We start from the raw sequence: 21,405 nt of genomic DNA on the forward strand, positions 1-21,405 counted from the left end.
CTTCAGACATGACGGTCACCCCCCATGCCCTTGTCTTAAGCTACAGCTACTACTGCCTTCACTGTTCGGGACTTTCACCCTATAGTCTGCACCCATGCCGGGCACACCAAAAAAAGCATTCCATGAACAAAGTTCACGGAATGCTTCTGCTTTATATTTTATCCAGCGCCTGTTCCAAGTCCCGCCAAATATCTTCCCAGGCTTCAAGGCCGACGGAAAGGCGGAGCATCGAATCGGTAATTCCCATGGATCCTTGATTTTCTGGGGGAACTACCGCATGGGTCATCGTTTGCGGATGCTGGATTAACGTCTCCGGATCCCCTAAACTGACGGCAATTTTAATTAAGGAAAGTTCGTTAAGGAGCCGCTGGGCTTCTTGCTTGCCCCCTTTCACTTCAAAGGTGATGACTCCCCCGCCCCGCTTCATCTGCTTCTTGCCGATAGAATAATCCGGGTGGCTTGAATCATGAGGATAGTACACCCGCTCCACTTTCGGGTGCTCCTTTAACAGGGACGTAATAATTTCCGCATTGTCACAGTGCCGGTCTAAACGAACAGGCATCGTTTTTAAGCCGCGGATTAACAGCCAGGCATCAAAGGGGGACATGACGCCGCCCATATCTTTTTGGGTCGTCATTGCCACCTGATCGAGAAAATCCTTTTTCCCGACGACTGCCCCGGCAATGACATCCCCGTGGCCGCCGATATATTTTGTCGCGCTATGGATGACAACGTCACAGCCCAGGTCAAGGGGCCGCTGCAAATACGGAGAAGAAAACGTATTATCGACGACGACCGGAATCCCTCTTTCTTTCGCTACCCGGCTCACCATTTCCAAATCGATCAGTTTCATCGTCGGATTGATCGGTGTTTCAATATAAATCAGTGCCGTATTTGGCTGAATGCGGCTGCGGACTTCTTCTTCCGTTTCCATTTCGGAAAAATCCAAGGAAATATCGTATTTTTCCCGCATCATCGAAAGGAGTCCGAAAGTACAGCCATATAATCCGGAGGAACATAATATATGGTCCTTTGCTTTCGTTAATGACGTAAGCACTGCTGAAACCGCCGCCATTCCCGAGGCAAAGGCAAGGCCCCGTTCCCCGTTTTCCAACGCGGCCATTTTTTCCTCGAAGATGCTCACCGTCGGGTTTTTCAGCCGGGAATAAATATACCCTTCTTCCTCCCCGGCAAACCGCCGTTCTCCCTGCTCGGCGCTCGCAAAGGAAAAAGTCGATGTCTGAAATAACGGCGGGGTCAAACTGCCCATCCAATCCTGATCCGTGTATCCTTCGTGAATGACCTTCGTTTCAAAGTGGTACTCTCGCTTCAATTTACATCCCCCTCTACCAATATAGGAAAAATTCTGTCTATTCTTATTATATGCCTAGAGAAGGATAAATGAAAGCGTTTACGATAGACTTGCTCAGGACTTTCTGCTTGCCAAAATCTTACATCCAATCTAAAATGTTTTTAATTTGCAGAGGGGGGTTCGTTATGGGGAATCAGGAGAAACTCGGCATCATCTATATGGTGCTTGCCTATTTATTATGGGGGGTCATGCCCATATACTGGAAATTCCTCGAAACGGTTCCGTCAGGGGAAATATTAGCTCACCGGATTGTCTGGTCCTTCGTTTTTATGATTGCCATCATTTTTTTAACGAGAAATTGGGGGAAGTTTATAACGGAAAGTGCTTCCATTATAAAAGATAAAGGGAAATTTTTCCGTATACTGCTTGCCTCCCTGTTAATCAGCTTAAACTGGCTCACCTTCATTTGGGCGGTAAATACTGACCATGTCGTTGAAGCGAGCCTCGGCTACTATATTAATCCGCTCATTAGCATTTTTCTCGGCATGATTGTATTAAAGGAAAGTTTATCCCGGGGTCAAATCGCATCTTTTTTTCTTGCCGGAACCGGCGTATTGTATTTAACAGTAAGCTACGGTGTATTCCCTTGGATTTCCTTCGTTTTGGCTCTTTCTTTTGCCTTTTACGGTTTGCTGAAAAAGACGGTGCAGGTACCTGCCATGTTCGGCCTTGCCATAGAAACGGTCTTTGTCACACCAATCGCCTTGCTTTATTTATGGACATTGCCGAATGGGTCTTTTCAGCTTGCTGGCGAGGTAAACATTAGCCTGCTTTTAATTGGGGCTGGAATCATGACCGCAGTGCCCCTGCTTTTGTTTGGCAGCGGGGCGAAACGTATTCCCCTTTCCATGACGGGAATATTGCAATTTATGAATCCGACGATTATGCTGTTTATCGGCGTTTTTGTATTTCGGGAGCCATTTACCCAGGAGCATCTCATCGCCTTTCTCTTTATTTGGGCGGCACTCGTCATTTTTATGACATCCCATCATAAGCAGACAGCCAAAGTTCGCCATACAGAAAAAATTTAAAATTTTTCATAAAAACCGTTGACAAAAGAAATTCCAACAATTATACTTAGGATTAAATTTTCATATTGAATATCTCTTATCAAGAGTGGTGGAGGGACTAGGCCCAATGAAACCCGGCAACCTAAAGCAAGAGCGCTTGCTTTGATGGTGCTAAATCCTACAGGTCAATTCGATCTGGAAGATAAGAGGAGGTCTAAACATATACACTTATAGCCCTCTTCTTAGGAAGAGGGCTTTTTACATACTCCTCTCTTCCTCCAGATGCAAAAAAATCAAAGGAGGAATTTTTTATGGCAAACTTTTCTTTTCCGCAAGACGAAACATTACTTCTGCACGGAGGGCAAGCGCCGGATCCGGCTACCGGTTCCCGTGCCGTTCCTGTGTACCAGACCACTTCCTACGTTTTCCGTGATACGGAACATGCGCAAAACTTATTCAGCTTAGCAGAGCCGGGAAACATTTACTCCCGGATTATGAACCCGACGGTGGACGCCTTTGAACAGCGGATCGCCCTCTTAGAAGATGGTGTCGGCGCCGTAGCAACTTCTTCCGGAATGGCGGCAATTACCTTTGCCATCCTGAACCTTGCCGAAGCCGGGGATGAGATTGTTACCGACAGCAATTTGTACGGCGGAACGTACAACTTGTTCGCCCATACGCTGCCGCGGTACGGAATCAATGTGAAATTCGTGGACGGAACGAATCCGGAAAACTTCCGGGAAGCCATTACCGATAAAACGAAGGCCATCTTCGGGGAAACGATCACCAACCCGAGCCTGAACGTGTTTGACGTGGAAAAGGTGGCGGAAATCGCCCATGAGAACGGGATTCCGCTCATCATTGACAACACCTTTGCCCCTTATTTTGCCAAGCCGCTCGCTTGGGGGGCAGACATTGTCGTCCATTCGGCAACAAAATGGATTGGCGGCCACGGAACAGCAATCGGCGGTGTTGTAGTGGACGGCGGACGTTTTGATTGGGGCAACGGCAAATTCCCTGGATTCACCGAGCCGGATGAAAGCTATCACGGTTTAAAATACGTCGACTTAGAGCCGGCAGCATATATTACAAAATTGCGGGTGCAGCTTTTAAGAGATATCGGTGCTTGCCTCAGTCCGCAAAACGCCTTTCTGTTCCTGCAAGGACTAGAAACGCTGCATGTGCGGATTGAGCGCCACGGAAAAAATGCCCAGGAAGTCGCTGAATTTTTGCAAAATCACCCGGCCGTCGAGTGGGTGAACTATCCAGGTCTCCCAGAACATCCGTCCCATGAACTGGCAAAAAAATATTTTAATGGAAGCTTCGGCTCGATTATAACGTTTGGCATTCAAGGCGGACGGGAAACAGGACGAAAACTAATCGACAATATTACGCTATGGTCCCATGTGGCCAACGTCGGCGATGCAAAATCGCTGATTATCCATCCGGCATCTACAACACATCAGCAGCTGTCGGCAGAAGACTTGAAAAAGAGCGGCGTAACGGAAGAGCTTGTTCGCCTGTCCATCGGTCTTGAATCGACAAAAGATATTTTACAAGATTTAGACCGGGCAATCGCCATCGCAACAGGCAAAGATCCTGTCATTAAAACGACGGAAGAAGACGCGCTACAATGGGTATTGTCTTCCCCATTTGCCCGGGAAAACGGCAATATTCGGCAGAAAACAATTGCGGCCCACGGAGCAGATGAAACAAAACGGAAGAAGCTTTCTGCCCTTGGATACGAAGTCGTCACCTTTGGCGATGACGCTGCCGATTATAAAGAGCTTCAAGATGTCCCGTCTCCGGTAGATGCTGTCTGGGTTGGCGGAAACATACCGAAAACAATTATCGAAGCGATTATCCAGAAAGAAGTTCACCTTTTATTTGCCGAACAGGCAGAAAATAATGAGGAAACGGTGGAATACTTAAAAGCAGCAAACATATACGTTGTAACGAAGAAAAACCCGTATGATGAAGCATTGCGTTTGCGCGGAAGTCAAAAAGAAACACCCGTTTTTGCCTAAATGATCCCCCTCTCCTTTTATATAAAAAATCGCCCGAAATGGGCGATTTTTTTGTTTAACTTTTCTCCAATTTGTTCACAATGTTAAGGTATAGAAAAAGTTGTATAGACATTGGACTTACACATCATAGAATATAGTAAACAGCTTAGGCGTGATGCAAATTGAAAACATACCCTCATCATTTGACGTTCATCCTGTTAGTCAGTTTGCTCTTGCATTCCTGTCTCCCATCTGACAGCGGGGCCCGCAACTCCATGCAGTTCCATCCCTTTCACCAGGCAAAGATAAAGCAAAAAGAAATGCTGGAAATAGGGGCGGACATGGAGACCGTAAAGATAGATTTAGCGGCAGAGGCAGAAATCGACGCGGAGCGATTCAAGGAATTTCAGAAAAAATATTCCCGCATTGCCGCCATCGGTGATTCGTTAACCCAAGGGGTCGGAGATGAATCAGGCTACGGCGGACATATCGGTATGCTAAACCACCTTTTCAACGAAGGAGAAAAACGGATTCATTTTGATACTTTTGCCAAGCGCGGCACCCGCTCGGAACAGTTAATTCAGCTTTTAGAAAAGGAAGAAGCAAAAAGGGCGATTGAACAGGCCGATATCGTTTTCATTACCATCGGTGCCAACGACATTATGCAAGTGGCAAAGGAAAACTTTATGAATTTAACATTGCAGGAATTCCTAGATGCCCGTCACCGTTTCGAAAAACAAATCGAAAAAATCATTACAATCATCCGGTCGTATAGCGAAGATGCTCAAATTTATTTCCTCGGATTCTATAACCCTTTTGGCGTATATTTCCATGACATTAAGGAAATCGAAACGATTGTCCAAGGATGGAATCAGGCAGTGAAAAAAATTGCCGACTCCCATGACGATACCTACTTCATTCCGATTGCCGACTTATTCCAGGGACAGAATGCGCCATTATATGCGGAAGACCATTTTCATCCAAATTATAACAGCTACGTAAACATCACCAACCGTATTTTACAATATTTGCATTTGAAAAGAGTTGATTGAAATTGCAACGGAAAAAGATAAGAGGCGAGCGGAAATGGAAACGACTGTTTTATAGCTTGCTAGGTTTCAATATTGCGGTTATCTTCCTCCTGCTTTCGCTCATCTTTTGGCCGGTATCTCCCGAGGAAGAGCGGTCCGAAATTCCGGATCTCCCTTCCTCCAGTTCCGAATTTGTCATCCGCACGACAAAGCAGAACGTAAATAATTTGGTGAATGCTTACTTAGAGGAACTGCTGGAAGGTTCGAAACACCGTTATTACATCGTGCTGGATGAAGACGTGCAGCTTGTTGGAGAGCTGCCTGTTTTTTCCACAACGGTACCGCTCAACGTCCATTTCGTCCCTTTCGTGGAAAATGGCAACATCGTCTTAAAACAGCGTTCCATCTCCATTGGCCAGCTGCAATTGCCGAATAAAAAAATTATGGAATATATGAAGAAATATTTGGAAGTGCCGGACTGGGTGCAAATTTTGCCGGAGAGGGAAGAAATTTACATTGCCGTCAAACGGATGGAGCTGAACAGTAATTTTACCCTGTCTGCTGAACATATTGACCTTGAAGGGGACCATCTCGCCTTCCGCGTTAAAATCCCGTATGAAACGCTGGAACTCATACGGAAAGATGGTAATTAATGAGAAAGAAAGTTTCATTGACGAACCCCTCTAAATAACGTAAGCTTAGCTTGATTACTTAACAGATTATGGAGGAAAAATAGATGATTACGGTAAACAATGTCAGCCTGCGCTATGGCGACAAAAAACTGTTTGAAGATGTCAATTTAAAGTTTACCCCGGGGAACTGCTACGGCGTTATTGGCGCTAACGGTGCAGGCAAATCCACTTTTCTAAAAATTTTATCCGGTGAAATTGAGCCGCAAACAGGCTCTGTCTCCATCACCCCCGGCCAGCGGATTGCCGTATTAAAGCAGGACCACTTCGCTTACGAAGAACATACGGTCATGGACACGGTACTCATGGGGCATGAACGGCTCTATCAAGTGAAGCAGGAAAAGGACGCCATCTATATGAAAGCGGACTTTACCGAAGAAGACGGCATGCGGGCCGCAGAGCTGGAAGGGGAATTTGCCGAACTGAACGGCTGGGAGGCAGAATCCGATGCTGCCATTCTATTAAAAGGATTAGGCATTGATGAACCGCTCCACCAAGTAAAAATGGCGGAACTAAATGAGGATGAAAAGGTAAAAGTATTGCTCGCGCAAGCCCTTTTCGGAAATCCCGACATCCTTCTCCTCGATGAGCCGACGAACGGCTTGGACATTCAGGCGATTCAATGGCTGGAGGAATTTCTCATTAACTTTGAAAATACGGTTATCGTCGTTTCCCACGACCGGCATTTTCTGAACAAAGTATGTACCCATATTGCCGATGTAGACTTTGGCAAAATTGAAATCTATATCGGAAACTATGATTTCTGGTATGAATCCAGTCAATTGGCACAAAAAATGGCCCAGGAAGCGAATAAGAAGAAAGAAGAAAAAATTAAAGAGCTGCAAGCTTTTATCGCCCGCTTCAGCGCCAACGCTTCCAAATCCCGGCAGGCAACATCCCGGAAAAAGCTGCTGGAAAGCATTACCCTCGATGATATTAAACCTTCTTCCCGGAAATATCCGTATATTGCCTTTACGCCAGAGCGGGAGATCGGAAACGACCTGCTTCACGTGGAAGGATTAACGAAATCCATCAACGGGAAAAAGGTGCTCGATAACGTCACCTTTACGATGAAAAAGGATGATAAAATTGCTTTCGTTGGCAAAAATGATTTAGCCTATACGACCTTATTCAAAATTTTAATGGGCGAAATGGAGCCGGATGAAGGCACTTATAAATGGGGAGTCACCACTTCCCGATCCTATTTTCCAAAGGATAACTCGGAGTACTTTGAAAATGTCGAGCTCACCTTGGTAGACTGGCTGCGGCAATTTTCTCCGGAAGATGAAACGGAAACCTTTTTGCGCGGCTTTCTTGGCAGAATGCTATTCTCCGGCGAAGCAGCATTGAAAAAGGCAAAAGTATTGTCTGGAGGAGAAAGGGTTCGCTGCATGCTGGCGAAAATGATGCTTTCCCATGCCAACGTCCTGCTCTTTGATGACCCGACAAACCATTTGGACTTGGAATCAATTACGGCATTGAATAACGGACTTATTAAATTCAAGGGATCCATTCTGTTTACCTCCCACGACCATCAGTTTATCAACAGTATTGCCAACCGTTTAATTGAAATCACGCCAAATGGCATGATTGATAAAGAAATGACCTACGACGAATACGTGCAAGACCAACAGCTGCAGCAGCAAATTAAAGAAATGTACGCCGTATAACGAAAAAGTCTCCCGAGTTGGGAGACTTTTTTCCTTTACTAGAGAACCGCCGATATCCAAGGAAACGCCGATATTTTAATTTTCGCCGATAATGGAACACTTTTCGCCGATAATGAGACCCTTTTCGCCGAAATAATGCGCGGTAACGTTATAGATAAATTCAATCTTCCGCTGTTATTTTCCCGCGGATTTTTTCCAGCATATCTTTCGTTACCGCATCAAGGTCATAGGCCGGACGGAATCCCCAGTCCTGTTCCGCCTGGGAACAGTCGATATGATCCGGCCAGCTGTCAGCAATAGCTTGACGGGTACGGTCAACCTTCACCGAAAACTGAAAATCCGGCAGCCATTTGCGGATGGATTGGGCAAAATCTTTTGGACAGGCAGAAAAGGCTGTTACATTATAGGCGTTCCGGTACTGCAATTTCTTCCCATCCGCTTCCATCAGCTGAATAATGGCATCAATGGCATCTTTCATATACATCATGTCCAAATACGTATCTTCTTTCAGGTAGGACGTATACATTCCCTCCTGTACCGCTCCGTAATAAATATCCACTGCATAATCGGTCGTCCCGCCGCCGGGCTCCGTCTGATAGGAAATGAGCCCTGGGAAACGCAAGCCCCGGGTATCGACGCCATATTTCCGAAAATAATAATCACATAACAATTCTCCGGCAACTTTATTAATGCCGTACATTGTCGTTGGCCGCTGAATCGTTTCCTGAGGTGCAGCCGTTTTCGGGGTCGATGGGCCAAATGCCCCGATGGAGCTGGGGGTGAAAAATTGAGCCCCCAGTTCCTTCGCCACTTCTAAAGCATTTAATAAGCCGTTCATATTCAAGTCCCATGCCAGTTTCGGCATCATTTCCGCCTTTGCCGAAAGCAAGGCAGCAAGATGAATAATCGTATCTGCTTCGTATTTGTTGGCAACTTCGTAAAGCCGGGCCGCATCCTGCACGTCGACAATTGCAAATGGCCCCTTTTCCTTCATTTCTTCGGAATCGCGAATATCCGTCGCGATGACATGAGACGGGCCGTACAGTTCCCGCAAGCGTTCCACCAGTTCGGAACCGATTTGTCCTAAAGCTCCAGTAACGAGTATGTTTTTCATCGATCCTAAACTCCCTTATGCTGAAATGAGTTGAAGATAAATTATATTAAGTTCAGTTCCTTTCCAACCTTTTCATAAATGGCAATTACTTCGTCCAGCATTTCTTTCGTATGAGCAGCCGTTGGCATATTGCGGACCCTCCCTGTTCCTCTTGGAACGGTAGGAAAGACAATTGCCTTCGCATACACCCCTTCTTCATAGAGCCGCTGGCTAAATGTTTGGGTCAGTTTTTCATCGCCGACAATACATGGCGTAATCGGTGTCTCACTGTTCCCGACATCAAAGCCAAGCTTCTTCAGACCTTCTTTTAAGTAACGCCCGTTATCCCATAATTTCTCGACCAATTCCTTCGAATCCGTTAATATTTCTATTGCCTTCCTGCTTGCTGCTGCGTCTGCCGGAGTTACTGCCGTCGAGAATAGAAACGGCCGGGACCTCACTTTTAGCCATTGGATTAACTTCCTCTTCCCCGCCACATAGCCTCCGACAACACCAATCGCTTTGGACAAGGTTCCGATTTGGAAGTCAATTTCCTTTTGCAAACCAAAATGTTTCACCGTCCCTGCTCCGTCACCGGTTACACCAGAGCCATGAGCATCATCCACATAAGTAATCAGGTCAAATTCTTTGGCAATCTCGACTATCTCCGGAAGTTTCGCAATATCTCCATCCATGGAAAAAACGCCGTCGGTAATGACCATTACTTTATTGTATTTCCCGGACTCGGTCGCTTCCTTCGCCTTTTTCCGCAAGTCATCCATATCCGAATGTTCATACGTAATAATTTTTGCCTTGGACAACCGGCAGCCGTCGATTATGCTTGCATGGTTCAGCGTATCGGAAAGAATCGCATCATTTTTATCCATTACTGCCGAAATAGCCGCCATGTTGCAGTTAAAGCCGGATTGAAAACTAATGGCGTCTTCCGTTCCTTTAAAGCGGGCAATCGCTTCCTCCAATTGGACATGGAGATTTAATGTTCCGTTTATCGTTCGTACAGCCCCGGCACCAACACCGTATTTTTCCAGTGCCTCCCGGGCAGCTTCTATTAATCTTTCATCTGTTGCCAAACCTAAATAATTATTCGAAGAAAGATTAAGCAATTTTTTCCCGCCAATTGTAATGACTGGTCCATTGGCGCTTTCCAGCGGGTCGATTTCATTGTATAAGCCCCGATCCTTCAAATCTTGAATATTTGTATCCAAAAATCTGTCCAATATCGTACTCATCGAATAAATCTCCTCTCCTGTTAAACTTGCAAAGATGAAAAATTACCATTTTTATTGTAATCGCTTTCAATTCAAAATGCAAAAACTTTGAAAATAGCAATGAATCTGTTAATATCTTATGTTGGGGACAAAAGCACCATAAAAGGCAAATATTATCATTTATATTTACATTGATTTCCTCTAGTAAAATAGACCTATTTTCCTTATAATTATGGATGTAATAGTAAATAGTGGGGGTTGGCATCATTGAGAAAGGCATTAGTAGCACTATTTGCATGCATGATTATTGCCATGAGTCTGTTCGGCTTGACACAAACATCCAATGATTCGGTAGAAATTGAAGAAGAAACTGAACATGAAACAAAAACGATAGATTTATAAAAGAAGATGCCCGCAAAACAGGCATCTTCCTTTTTTACTCGATAATCGTTACTTTAACACTCCGTCTTCCCCAGTTCAGTGCTTCCTTCTCCGTCGGAACATAAACATCGATCCGATTTCCTTTAATTGCACTGCCGATGTCTGCAGCAGTAGCATAGCCGTAGCCTTCTACGTATACTTCACTGCCGATGGGGATTACTTTCGGATCAACGGCAATCACCTTCACATTCGGCTGTTTCTTTAAGTCTACTCCTGTGTACGTTACACCGGTACACCCTTCACAGTTTGCCGTATAGGCGGTGGCCGTCACCGTAAGCTCCTTGCCTTCAGGGGATTCGGTTTTTGCTGATTCTTTCGCTTTGTTTTCTTTAGCGTTTGTTGTTGCTTTAGCAGATGGACCTGGATTGCTCTTTGATTTTGCAATTTTCTTCTCTGTCTCGATTCCGTTAATCGTTAATGTTTGGCCGATTACGATAATATCTGATTGCAAATCGTTCCATTCTTTTATTTCCTCAACAGAAACTCCATATTTATTGGCTATGCCTATTAACGTATCTCCTTTTGATACTGTATATGTTTCATCTACGAGCAGCACTTGTTTTGGCTGGATGACGGTCGTCTTTAAGTCATTGATTTCAACCAGTTTATCTACGGTTGTATCGTATTCCTCAGCAATATCCCATAGGCTGTCCCCTTTTTCTACTTCATAGGTTTCTGCCGATACAGATGCTGCACCGCCAGTAAGGACACCAGCAAGCGCAATCGCTGATAATATTTTCTTCATGTATATTCCTCCTTATAATCTAGGAATATACTAACACGCAGATTCCGAAAAAGCCGTAACAGCACGATTAACAATCATTTACATCTTGTTACAGGTTGGGGCAAAGGTTGACAAATGTAACAGTTTTGATATAAAAGAACCAAAAAATACCAGTTGTTTTGGTAGCAATAGATTTCTTCTCTGTTTGCCTGCCATATATTGGATTCAAATAAAAAAGAGACTCTTGGTTAGAGTCTCCGTATTTACTAGTTAAATAATCCCCGGAAGAAACTGCTTAAAGCACCGAAAATCTCGCTGAGGAAATTGGCTACTTTTTGCCAGAAGCCTTCATCCAGCCCTAACTCTTCGGCATTTTTAATCAGGGAGTTGGCAATGTCTTCCAATTGGCTGCGGACTTTGCCAAAATCAATATCCAAGTTGCGCATTTTTTCAAACAGATCAATCAGCATTTGCCGGTCCTGTTCGCTTAAGCTGATTCCCATCTTATCGAGCTGTTCGTTAATAATTTGCTCGATTTCTTCTTTCGATGCCGGGTTTTGTTCCGCAATCATCTGTTTAATTTCCGTAAGCAGCTGGCTTACCTTTTCATCGCTCATCCCTTCCCGGTTTGCCAAATCTGTAGCCACGTCCAGCTCTTCATTGGCCAGTTCCATCCGTTCTTTATCCAGCGTTTCCCCTTCGGCGTCATACGCCTTATATATCCCCGTTAACGCGGAGTGGCCGCTCACTTTGACAGGAGATGCCACGTCTACCGTCGCATCTTCCACTCCCGCAGTCAAAAGGGCATTAGCGTACATATCCTTCGTCACTTCCGTAATGTTTTCCGGCGTAACGATGTTGATGGTCAGCCCATTTCCTTCCTCTTGACGGACAATTTTCGCAGAGGAAAACATTCGTGAGTTTGGGTCGCCATTAATATATTTTGCAATATCGGCACCGGTCACCTCATATTCGACAACATCCGATGAATCCGTCACTTCAAGCAGCCTTTTTACCTCATTTTTTTGTTCATCTGTTAACGTCCCGCCGTATACGACAATTGGCGGTCCGAGTTTTTCATTAATGCTGTCCGTATCGGTCGCACCATCGGAAGCAAATATCGACATTGGCATTCCAAAAAACAGTGCCAGCGTAATCAAAAGCGCCAGCGATTTTTTCCATAATCCTTTCATCATATCTCCAGCTCCTTTATCGCCATTTTCTCTTCATTTCTATGCTTGTCCAAATGAAATCATCACCATTTTCCTGTTCATGTTGCTATTATACCCTGTTCTTTCCATTATGCACAATTACTAGATGCCTCCTAAGCAGAAAGGTTTCTTCTTTTCCGTCATTCATGTATGATTTATTTAGAGACACGAAATATTTTATTTAATAACGATGCGTGTTCAGAAAGAAGGTAAGAACAATCGATTATAATAAAAATGTGGCAAGACGAAATTTAGCAATCATGTGGTTGGCTAATTTTTTTATTGCCGGGAGCATGACGATGGTCATCCCCTTCCTTTCATTATACATTGAGTCTTTTGGAAATTATCCTGACGATAAGGTGCAAATTTGGTCCGGAATCACCTTCGGAATTACTTTTGTCACCGCATTTATTTTTTCCCCGATATGGGGCCGAATTGGAGATCAATATGGAAGAAAATATATTTTAGTCCTATCCGCAGCCGGTGTAGGGCTTTCTGTTTTGTTTATGGGGTTTGCCACAACCGTTTGGCAATTATTCCTTCTCCGCTTATTTATGGGGATCGTTACCGGATTTATTCCTATGTCCCAAGCCTTCATTTCCACTCAGACACCAAAGAAAATTGCCGGAAAAGTATTAGGTACGCTGCAGACCGGAAATATTACCGGTGCCCTGATGGGGCCGATGCTAGGAGGAATGCTTGCCGACCGTTTCGGCTTTCATCAAACGTTTCAATGGGTATCTGTTACGATCTTCCTGTCGGCACTGCTCGTGTTATTCGGAATTAAAGAAGTCCGGATGAAGCTGTCCGACGACAGCCGAGATTACCGTTCCTACTCAATGAAAGAGGTCATTCAGTTTATTTTCCAGCGTCCGGTCCTGTTAACCGTACTATTGTTATCCACTTTTATTCAAATTGCCCATTTCAGCATCCAGCCGATTTTATCGTTGTTTGTCCAGGAAATTCACGGACCGGAGAATATTGCTTTCTTTGCCGGCATCGCCTTTTCTGCTGCCGGACTAGGCAATTTGCTTATGTCAAGAAACTGGGGTGCATTGGGAGACAGATTCGGCCATATTAAAATCCTCATTATACTTCTGTTTATAGCCGGAATCGTTTATTTGCCGGGAGCCTTTGTGACCGACATCTGGCAGCTGATTATCCTCCGCTTTCTTTTAGGCGTATCCATCGGCGGAATTATTCCCGTCCGCATGGCATATATCCGGCAAGTCGCACCCCTGTCCATGCAGGGGGAAGTGATAGGCTATAACACGAGCTTGCGTTTTCTCGGGAATATTGTCGGCCCTGCCTTAGGCGGCATCATCGCGGCAACCTTTGGATTTTCCGCTGTTTTCATCTCCACCAGCGCCCTGCTCCTTTTATGCGGCATCGTCATGTTCTTGGTGTGGAGCAAACAGGAAATGGATTTGGGCAAATGGCGGCATCTGTTAAAACATTAATAGTTTGCAGCAGCGGGCAGCATTCCCTTAAAAAAAATCCAGCCATCTATTTTGGCTGGATTTTTGTTCTTATTTTACTAAGGCAATAACGTCCATTTCCACGAGAACGTCTTTTGGCAAGCGGCTCACTTCAACGGTTGCCCTTGCCGGATACGGCTTCGTCAAGAAACTGCCGTAAATCTCATTGACGGTTGCAAAATTTTCCATATCGGACAAATAAATTGTAAATTTGACAACGCTGGAAAAGTCGGCGCCTGCTTCCTGCAAAATCGCCTGTAAATTTTTTAAAACTTGCTCCGTTTGTTTTTCGATTCCTTCAACTACTTCACCTGTTTTCGGATCAACCGGGATTTGGCCGGAAACAAAGAGAAAATCACCTGCTTGAATGGCCTGGGAATACGGCCCGATGGCTGCCGGCGCTTCCTTCGTATGTATTTCTTTTCTGACCATAATACACCCTCCTTTAATGTGTTATACAACATATTTTACATGTTCCCTGTTCCGATAGACAAGCATTTCTTTATCCTTCTGCAGAGAACAATTCCTTTTTTCGCCAGCCGCCAAAGCGGAAATAGAGAAAGGCAACCCCGCTGCTTATAATAAAGCTCGCCCCCATGCCAATGGCAATCCCATTTTCGCCGAAAAGACTGGAGCATAAAAATGTTAACGGATAGCGCAAAACCCAAAACGAAATAATGTTTAGTATGAGTACCGGATACATTGCACCCGCCGCCCGGACGATGCCATTTAAAATAAAGTTAATGCCTAAAAACGGATAACAAAGGGCGATAATTTGCAAATACGTTTTCCCGAATTCCACCGCAGCTTCTTCCCGGATAAACAGCTGGATGCCGTAGCGGGCAAAAAGCAGTACAACAACTCCGATCAGAAACATAATGGAAAAATTATAGAGTACCCCATATTTGGCAATTTGCTGTACCCGTTTCCAGTTTTGAATCCCGATATTTTGCCCTGCCATACTGCTCACCGCTGTACTTAATGCATGGGCAGGAAGCATGAGGATGCTGTCTAAACGCTGGGCAGCACTAAAGCCGGCAACGACACTCGCGCCATGAATGGTAACCACGCTCATAATCGCTGCCGACCCGGCGGAGATGACCGCCATCTGCAGCCCGGACGGTATTCCTAAATGAAGAATCAGTTTTACTTCTTCCCATGCCGGCAAACTTGGCATCGTGAACGGTGCTAATTCCCGACTGATCGTATAAGTAATTCCATACAGAAAGGAAAAACCTTGGGAAAGGACGGTCGCATAGGCGGCGCCTTCCACGCCCCAGCCGAAGCCGGAAATAAATAGCGGGTCAAGCACAATATTTAAACCGACGGCAATCATGACGAAGCGCATTGGCGTTTTACTGTCCCCCAGCGCCCGAAGGACGGTGGAGATAAAATTGTACCCGAACAGAAATAAAATTCCGAGAAAATTAATTTGCAAATATACAGCCGCTTCCTCCATCATGCTTTCCGGTGTTCCGAGCAATTGTAAGAATGGTTTCGCCAACACAAAACCGATGATGCCGAGTCCGATGGCGATGGCGGATAAGATGACGACGAAGGCATTTAAATACCGGCGCAAACCTTCCTCATTTTTCATCCCCTTTTGCTGGGACAAAATGGCAAGGACGGCATTGTTCATTCCGATGACAAAGGAAAGCACGGTAAAGATAATCGTGCCGGAAACAGCGACAGCCCCAAGGGCATTAGCCCCGAGCAAATTCCCGACCCAGAGGCTGTCAATAAACTGATAGGAAGTTTGCAGCAGATTGGCCGCCATGAGCGGGCCGGAAAAAACGATGAGCTGTTTGAATATATTTCCCTCGGTAAAATCGTGCTGCTTCTGTTTCATTTAAAACCACATCTTTCTTCGATCATTCCTTTTCCATTGTATATGATTCGTCAGCAATTTCCTAATCTTTATTTTTTCCGTAGCTAATTTATAGGCGTTTCGAAGGGGAAAGTACAGACAATTAATGCTCTTAGATCGGCATTATCTCATTTCTCTATATTACTTTCTCCACAACTATCTGTACGATAATCGCCAATGTTACTACCCTTAAAATCGGTTTAATATGGGACGGTTTCAGCTTTTCCGCAATCCGAACCCCAATTTGTGCACCGATGACCGATCCGGACAAAAGTGCTATCGTAATCACCCATATAATTTTCCCTGAGGCAATATACATCGTTGCAGCACCGATACAGCTGGAAAATGTGGCTAGCCGGACATATCCGACGGCACGGACGTAATCTGTTTTTAAATAAGCAAAAAAATAAAACATTAATGTCCCCTGGCCCGGACCAAACAGTCCGTCGTATATTCCGATACTATACAATCCTGAAATACTTATCTTATTCGGCTTTAATACATTGCCGCCAGTAAAATTCCGCTTTCCTATCATGGATGTAATAAGGGAGAAAAAGAGTAAAATAATAGCTATCACGTAAAGATGTTCTGCCGCGATTAAAGTCGCGGCAAATCCTCCGCTCAGGCCGCCTGCTGCACTGACAGGAATAATCCAATAGCATTCCTTCAACGTAATTTTCTTATGACGCCATAAATGAAAAAGACTGGAAAAAGAACTTACCGTGTTGGCTACTTTATTTGCACCGATGGCCGAATGAATCGGAACACCGAATAACATCATCAACGGCAGACTGATTAAACCGCCGCCGCCAGCAACTGTCCCTAAAGTTGTCGCCATAATACCTACGAAAAATATAACAAGCAGTTCCACACGAACCACCTCCTATATTAAGTATAGGAAGGTTTTGTTATAAGGTAAAATACAATATTTATATACAAAATGATAATAAAAAGTTATTTCTAACTGCAAAGTAAAGCAAAATCTTCCTTAAATGAAAAAATAAAGGTTATCCTACATTGAGGATAACCCTTTCTCTGTTCTGATCAGTTTGCTTCCTGCATTTTTCCTTTGCTCGAATTCCGGCCCATAAACTGAATCGCTACCATGACAACGAAGACGATAAGACCGATAATATCCGAATTTCCTTCCGGATATACGAGCAGCAATCCGGTAATCACTGCGATAATACGTTCAAACCAATACAATTTGCGGTACCAGAAACCGATTAAACCGGCGCCAATCGCAATCATTCCGGTGATGGCAGTAATCAAAATCCATATGACTCCTGTAAGAGTTACATCAATCATTAACATTTGCGGTTCCAGTATAAACATATACGGAATGATAAAGGCGGCAATAGCCAGCCTGGCCGCATTAAATCCGGTTCGTATTGGCTCTCCTCCAGAAATGCCTGTCGCCGCAAAGGCTGCCAGAGCAACGGGCGGCGTAATGTCAGCAACAATTCCGAAGAAGAAGACAAACATATGCGCCGCAAGCACCGGAATGACAAACTCATATTGATCGACCAATGCCATAATGGCAGGCAAAGCAATAGTTGATGTAATAATATAGTTCGCCGTCGTCGGCGATCCCATACCGATAATGATTGAGGTAATCATTGTAAACATTAAAGTTAAAAACAAAAGCGGCATTGGCGAGCTTGTTATGGAAGCAGCAATATCAACAAGCCCGTTTCCAAGCTTCAATCCAAGTCCCGTTTTCGTGACGACACCGACGATAATACCGGCAGATGCCGTCGCTGCAGCAACGCCTAACGCAGTGCGTGCCCCGTCCGTCAGTGCATCTACTAACTTGCGGATCGTAAATTTATTGTTTTCATCGAGGAAAAGATTCGTATCTTTCCTAAATAAACTGACACCAATCGTAAATAAAATGCCGTAAATTGCCGTTCTTTCAATACTGAAGCCGGCGAAAAGGAAATATACAATCGCAATAATCGGAAGCAGCAAGTATAGCTTTTTAAATACTTCTTTTTTATTTGGAAGTTCTTCTTTCGGCAATCCTAACAGCCCGATTCGCTTCGCCTCTAAATGGGTCATAATCCAAATTCCGGAAAAGTATAGAGCTGCGGGGATTACAGCTGCTTTGGCAATATCCCAGTAAGGAACACCGGCAAATTCAATCATCAGGAAGGCAGCAGCCCCCATAATCGGCGGCATGATTTGCCCTCCCGTCGAAGATGCAGCTTCTACCGCCCCGGCAAAATTCGGACGATACCCTAATCGTTTCATCATTGGAATTGTATATGCACCAGTCGTTACGGTGTTGGCAACTGAACTTCCCGAAATCGTTCCGTTCAACGCGCTGGAAAAAATGGCAACTTTTGCAGGCCCGCCTACCCGGCGACCGGCAATAGCCAACGCTAAATCATTAAAATATAATCCTACTCCTGTCTTTACGAGAAAAGCGCCAAATAATAGGAACAGGAAAATATAGGTGGAAGATACTTGCAATGGTGTCCCTAAAATACCTTCCGTCGTAAAGAACATCGTATTAATTAGCTGCTGTAAGCTTAACCCCCGGTGCGCCAGCATTCCCGGCATTTGGGGACCAAATAGGGCATATAGCAAAAAAGCAGATGCAATAATGACAAGCGGCAATCCAACGGCACGACGGGCAGCCTCTAAAACGAGTAAAATCGCAAGACCTCCGATTACCATCTGTGCACCGTCAATCCCGCCAATTTGCTGTACTAACGTATCATAATAAACCGGCCAATACCCGGTCACAACGATAGATAAAATAACTAAAATCCAATCATACCAGGCAACTTTGTTTTTCTTCGTACCTCTTCTAGCAGGAAACAGCAAAAAGATAAGGGATAGCGCAAATCCTAAGTGAATCGTACGCTGAATGTATGCTGTATATGCGCCAAACGCCCCGGTATACAGCTGGAAAAGGGAAAAGGCGAGCAACAGAATGAAGACAAGCCCGCCGGCAAAACCGGCAAGTCTTCTCGTATTCGATTCCGCATCATATTTTTCGAGCAGCTTCTGCTGTTCTTCCTCCGATAAACCTTCCGTAAGTGAGCTCTTTTCTTTGTTGTCACTCATGTATTTTCACTCCTTTCACGTAATCCCATAGAGAGAGTCTTTCAACTTTTAACGTATACCACTCCCCCGGCTCGAAATAATCATTAAACCAAACCATATGTTTTTGCTCGTCATCTTTTGTTCCCCATACTAGGCGGTGCTTTGATACGGTTTTTCCGTTGCGAATTCGGAGGGATTCGAACACATTATTCATGTTTTTTATATGATACTTTCCGTCTTCGTACACAAAAGATTCGCCCTCTTCTGCGTTCGAGGGCATACCGATCCCAAATTCTTCATATACGAATTCATATTGTTCAATTTGCAAATTTTCCGTGATTTTATATTTTTCAACCACATCGGTTAAATGGATGGAGTGTGTAAAAATAATTTGGAAAGTATCTCCAGCTTTCAACGGGAGAAATACTTCGTAATGGTCCGTATTTCTCTCATAAAAAACTAAAGCGGTACGAACAGGAATTATAAAAACGAAGAGAGAGATAAGCAGAACGAGCAAGAAAAGCAGAAATATTTTACGCATCATTACTTTGTCCACCTATTCGTATCCATTCGTGTGTATGGAGATTTTTTTATTATAACATAAATCGGCCGGCAGCAACGACCTAGAGATAGGTTTGACAGCCGGCCTTTTTCATAAAATATATATTTTTGTTCAAAAATTATTCAAGTACTCCTGCTTCCTTGAAGAATTTCTCTGCTCCTGGGTGCAATGGAATGCCAATACCGTCTAGAGCAGACTCAAGAGTAATGTACTCGCCTTTAGCGTGGGTGATTGCATCGACGTTTTCATAAATTGCTTTTGTAATATCGTATACGACATCTTCAGACAGACTGTCTACTACTGCAAGCATTGCTAGAACTGCAACCGTTTCCACATCTTCTGCTAAGCCGTAAGTTCCTGCTGGAACCGTATCTGCAGCATAGTATGGATATTTCTCTACTAGTTCGTCTACTTTATCTTGAGCAATAGGAACAATTACTACTTCTTCTGTAGCTCCCAGCTCTTCAACAGCTCCCGTAGGCGTTCCAGCTGTAACGAAGGCTGCGTCAATGTTTCCGTCCTTAATTCCGCCTACAGACTCACCAAAGTCCAGGTTTTGCGGATTAATGTCATCCATTGTCATGCCGTGAACTTCAAGAATTTGTTCCGCATTGATGTATGTTCCGGAACCAGGGGCTCCAACAGAAACATTTTTACCTGCCAAATCCTCTACGGATGTAATACCAGAGTCAGCAGTCGTTACGATTTGTACTGTTTCAGGATAGAGGGATCCAAGAGCTAATACGTTATCTACCGGATTGCCTTCAAAAGCCTGTACTCCTTCAACGGCAAACGCCACTACGTCCGTTTGTACGAAGGCAAGCTCAGCTTCCCCTTCTTGCAGAGCAACGACATTATCTGCGGAAGCATTGGATGATAGAGCATCCGTTTGAATTCCTGTTTCATCGGTAATGATCTTTGCCATTTCCCCGCCTAGCGGATAATATGTACCACTCGTACCGCCAGTTAACATACTTAAAAATTCAGGTTTTTCTCCTTCTCCAGCACTTTCTTCGGTGCCAGCATCATCTGAACCTGTATCTGTTTCCTCACCGCTGTCTCCGCCGCAAGCAGCCAGCACGAGAGCAACAAATAGCATCATTAAAAACGAAAGTAACAGCTTTTTGTTCTTCATAGTTTTCCCCCTTCATAGTCATGTTTACGTTTACATTCTATATAGAATGCAATCCATTGTCAAATTATTCTCTTATTTAAAGTAGACTATTGAAAAATAATTATACTTGTTTTTTGTATAACACAGCAGGAAAATATTGACAAATAAACGAAAAAAGCGCCGAATATATCTTCTATATAGAGTTTTCTGAAATTATTGACATTTTAAAAAATAGCTAGTACGATTAGATTACCTAGTTGTCATTAATATGATAAAAGGAGTGGATTATGATGATGAACATCCCCTTAACCGTCGGCTCCATGATGGAACATGCAGAAAAGTTTTTTCCGAAAAAGCAGGTCATTTCCCAAACCCATGACAAACTCCACGTTCTCACCTACAGAGAAATCGGCAAACGGACTAGGCGTCTGATGAGCGCCCTTAAGGAACTCGGCGTCGAATACGGCGACCGAATCGGAACTCTCGCCTGGAACCACCACCGCCACCTGGAAATTTACTTTGCTGCACCAGGTATGGGGGCGGTACTGCATACGATTAATATCCGTCTTTCCCCGGAACATATTATTTATATCATCAACCATGCGGAAGATAAAGTTCTGTTTGTCGATGAAGATATTCTCCCGCTCGTTGAAAAAATTAAAGACCAGCTCCCTGCGGTAAAGGCCTTTATCGTGATGACGGATAAAGAGGAACTCCCGGAAACGAACCTGAAAACTCTATACTCAACTTTCGCACGCTTAAAATTGCTCTAAACCCTTGATATATTTGAATGCAGACTAAGTTGATCATGCCGCATTTGCCTTTATTTCATCGTTACTACGAAAAGCCTTCTT

Annotated in this window: 18 protein-coding genes, 1 pseudogene and 1 riboswitch; of the genes and pseudogenes, 8 read left to right on the forward strand and 11 right to left on the reverse strand. The window is 44.3% G+C overall.

Annotated elements, in window-relative coordinates:
- Nucleotides 1-151: 151 nt before the first annotated feature.
- Nucleotides 152-1,333: a methionine gamma-lyase gene (gene megL / locus IEV18_RS13815; RefSeq protein WP_188392976.1), complete on the reverse strand. Its 1,182-nt coding sequence runs from the start codon at nucleotides 1,331-1,333 to the stop codon at nucleotides 152-154.
- Between the two features lie 164 nt (nucleotides 1,334-1,497).
- Between megL and rarD the strand changes: the two genes are divergently transcribed.
- The 5 genes from rarD (at nucleotide 1,498) to IEV18_RS13840 (ending at nucleotide 7,778) form a co-directional block, all read left to right on the forward strand.
- Nucleotides 1,498-2,403, forward strand: coding sequence for an EamA family transporter RarD (gene rarD, locus IEV18_RS13820; RefSeq protein ID WP_188392977.1), 906 nt, complete (start codon nucleotides 1,498-1,500; stop codon nucleotides 2,401-2,403).
- Between the two features lie 73 nt (nucleotides 2,404-2,476).
- Nucleotides 2,477-2,591: riboswitch (SAM riboswitch) on the forward strand.
- A 102-nt stretch (nucleotides 2,592-2,693) separates the two neighbouring features.
- Nucleotides 2,694-4,409 carry a PLP-dependent aspartate aminotransferase family protein gene (locus tag IEV18_RS13825; protein WP_188392978.1) on the forward strand — a complete coding sequence of 572 codons (1,716 nt, stop codon included), beginning with the start codon at nucleotides 2,694-2,696 and terminating at the stop codon, nucleotides 4,407-4,409.
- A 161-nt stretch (nucleotides 4,410-4,570) separates the two neighbouring features.
- Nucleotides 4,571-5,440: an SGNH/GDSL hydrolase family protein gene (locus IEV18_RS13830; RefSeq protein ID WP_188392979.1), complete on the forward strand. Its 870-nt coding sequence runs from the start codon at nucleotides 4,571-4,573 to the stop codon at nucleotides 5,438-5,440.
- A gap of 2 nt (nucleotides 5,441-5,442) precedes the next feature.
- On the forward strand, nucleotides 5,443-6,072 hold the full coding sequence (locus IEV18_RS13835; RefSeq protein ID WP_229733660.1) for a YpmS family protein: 630 nt from the start codon (nucleotides 5,443-5,445) through the stop codon (nucleotides 6,070-6,072).
- Nucleotides 6,073-6,155: 83 nt separating this feature from the next.
- Complete coding sequence (locus IEV18_RS13840; protein ID WP_188392981.1) at nucleotides 6,156-7,778, forward strand: ABC-F family ATP-binding cassette domain-containing protein; 1,623 nt, start codon at nucleotides 6,156-6,158, stop codon at nucleotides 7,776-7,778.
- A gap of 160 nt (nucleotides 7,779-7,938) precedes the next feature.
- Here IEV18_RS13840 and IEV18_RS13845 read toward each other — a convergent pair whose 3' ends face one another.
- Both IEV18_RS13845 and IEV18_RS13850 read right to left on the reverse strand, forming a co-directional pair.
- Nucleotides 7,939-8,892 carry an NAD-dependent epimerase/dehydratase family protein gene (locus IEV18_RS13845; RefSeq protein WP_188392982.1) on the reverse strand — a complete coding sequence of 318 codons (954 nt, stop codon included), beginning with the start codon at nucleotides 8,890-8,892 and terminating at the stop codon, nucleotides 7,939-7,941.
- A gap of 41 nt (nucleotides 8,893-8,933) precedes the next feature.
- A complete protein-coding gene (locus IEV18_RS13850) occupies nucleotides 8,934-10,121 on the reverse strand; it encodes a glycine C-acetyltransferase (protein ID WP_188392983.1) in 1,188 nt (395 codons plus the stop codon).
- A gap of 246 nt (nucleotides 10,122-10,367) precedes the next feature.
- On the opposite strand from IEV18_RS13850, the gene IEV18_RS17460 reads away from it, so the two are divergent.
- Nucleotides 10,368-10,502: a hypothetical protein gene (locus tag IEV18_RS17460; protein WP_268235423.1), complete on the forward strand. Its 135-nt coding sequence runs from the start codon at nucleotides 10,368-10,370 to the stop codon at nucleotides 10,500-10,502.
- Between the two features lie 34 nt (nucleotides 10,503-10,536).
- Here the strand turns inward: IEV18_RS17460 and IEV18_RS13855 are convergent, their stop codons facing one another.
- Both IEV18_RS13855 and IEV18_RS13860 read right to left on the reverse strand, forming a co-directional pair.
- Nucleotides 10,537-11,286: a LysM peptidoglycan-binding and 3D domain-containing protein gene (locus IEV18_RS13855; RefSeq protein ID WP_188392984.1), complete on the reverse strand. Its 750-nt coding sequence runs from the start codon at nucleotides 11,284-11,286 to the stop codon at nucleotides 10,537-10,539.
- A 245-nt stretch (nucleotides 11,287-11,531) separates the two neighbouring features.
- Nucleotides 11,532-12,458 carry a DUF1002 domain-containing protein gene (locus IEV18_RS13860; protein ID WP_373281937.1) on the reverse strand — a complete coding sequence of 309 codons (927 nt, stop codon included), beginning with the start codon at nucleotides 12,456-12,458 and terminating at the stop codon, nucleotides 11,532-11,534.
- 278 nt (nucleotides 12,459-12,736) lie between these two features.
- Between IEV18_RS13860 and IEV18_RS13865 the strand changes: the two genes are divergently transcribed.
- Nucleotides 12,737-13,936 carry an MFS transporter gene (locus IEV18_RS13865; protein ID WP_188392993.1) on the forward strand — a complete coding sequence of 400 codons (1,200 nt, stop codon included), beginning with the start codon at nucleotides 12,737-12,739 and terminating at the stop codon, nucleotides 13,934-13,936.
- A 69-nt stretch (nucleotides 13,937-14,005) separates the two neighbouring features.
- Here IEV18_RS13865 and IEV18_RS13870 read toward each other — a convergent pair whose 3' ends face one another.
- The 6 genes from IEV18_RS13870 to IEV18_RS13895 form a co-directional block, all read right to left on the reverse strand.
- Nucleotides 14,006-14,386 carry a RidA family protein gene (locus tag IEV18_RS13870; RefSeq protein ID WP_188392986.1) on the reverse strand — a complete coding sequence of 127 codons (381 nt, stop codon included), beginning with the start codon at nucleotides 14,384-14,386 and terminating at the stop codon, nucleotides 14,006-14,008.
- Nucleotides 14,387-14,456: 70 nt separating this feature from the next.
- Complete coding sequence (locus IEV18_RS13875) at nucleotides 14,457-15,803, reverse strand: MATE family efflux transporter (RefSeq protein ID WP_188392987.1); 1,347 nt, start codon at nucleotides 15,801-15,803, stop codon at nucleotides 14,457-14,459.
- A gap of 154 nt (nucleotides 15,804-15,957) precedes the next feature.
- Nucleotides 15,958-16,692 (reverse strand): sulfite exporter TauE/SafE family protein, encoded by a 735-nt coding sequence (locus tag IEV18_RS13880; protein WP_188392988.1) that lies wholly within the window; start codon nucleotides 16,690-16,692, stop codon nucleotides 15,958-15,960.
- 173 nt (nucleotides 16,693-16,865) lie between these two features.
- On the reverse strand, nucleotides 16,866-18,896 hold the full coding sequence (locus IEV18_RS13885; RefSeq protein WP_188392989.1) for a TRAP transporter permease: 2,031 nt from the start codon (nucleotides 18,894-18,896) through the stop codon (nucleotides 16,866-16,868).
- Entirely contained in the window at nucleotides 18,889-19,419 is a 531-nt protein-coding gene (locus IEV18_RS13890; RefSeq protein WP_188392990.1) for a DUF1850 domain-containing protein, read from the reverse strand. The genes IEV18_RS13885 and IEV18_RS13890 overlap by 8 nt, the downstream gene beginning before the upstream one ends.
- Nucleotides 19,420-19,555: 136 nt before the next feature.
- Nucleotides 19,556-20,572 carry a TAXI family TRAP transporter solute-binding subunit gene (locus IEV18_RS13895; protein ID WP_188392991.1) on the reverse strand — a complete coding sequence of 339 codons (1,017 nt, stop codon included), beginning with the start codon at nucleotides 20,570-20,572 and terminating at the stop codon, nucleotides 19,556-19,558.
- 269 nt (nucleotides 20,573-20,841) lie between these two features.
- On the opposite strand from IEV18_RS13895, the pseudogene IEV18_RS13900 reads away from it, so the two are divergent.
- Nucleotides 20,842-21,297 (forward strand): annotated as a pseudogene (locus tag IEV18_RS13900) (AMP-binding protein); the annotation flags it as partial.
- Between the last annotated feature and the right edge of the window lie 108 nt (nucleotides 21,298-21,405).

The sequence above is a fragment of the Compostibacillus humi genome, from assembly GCF_014637175.1.
GTDB classification, from domain to species: domain Bacteria; phylum Bacillota; class Bacilli; order Bacillales; family Amphibacillaceae; genus Oceanobacillus; species Oceanobacillus humi.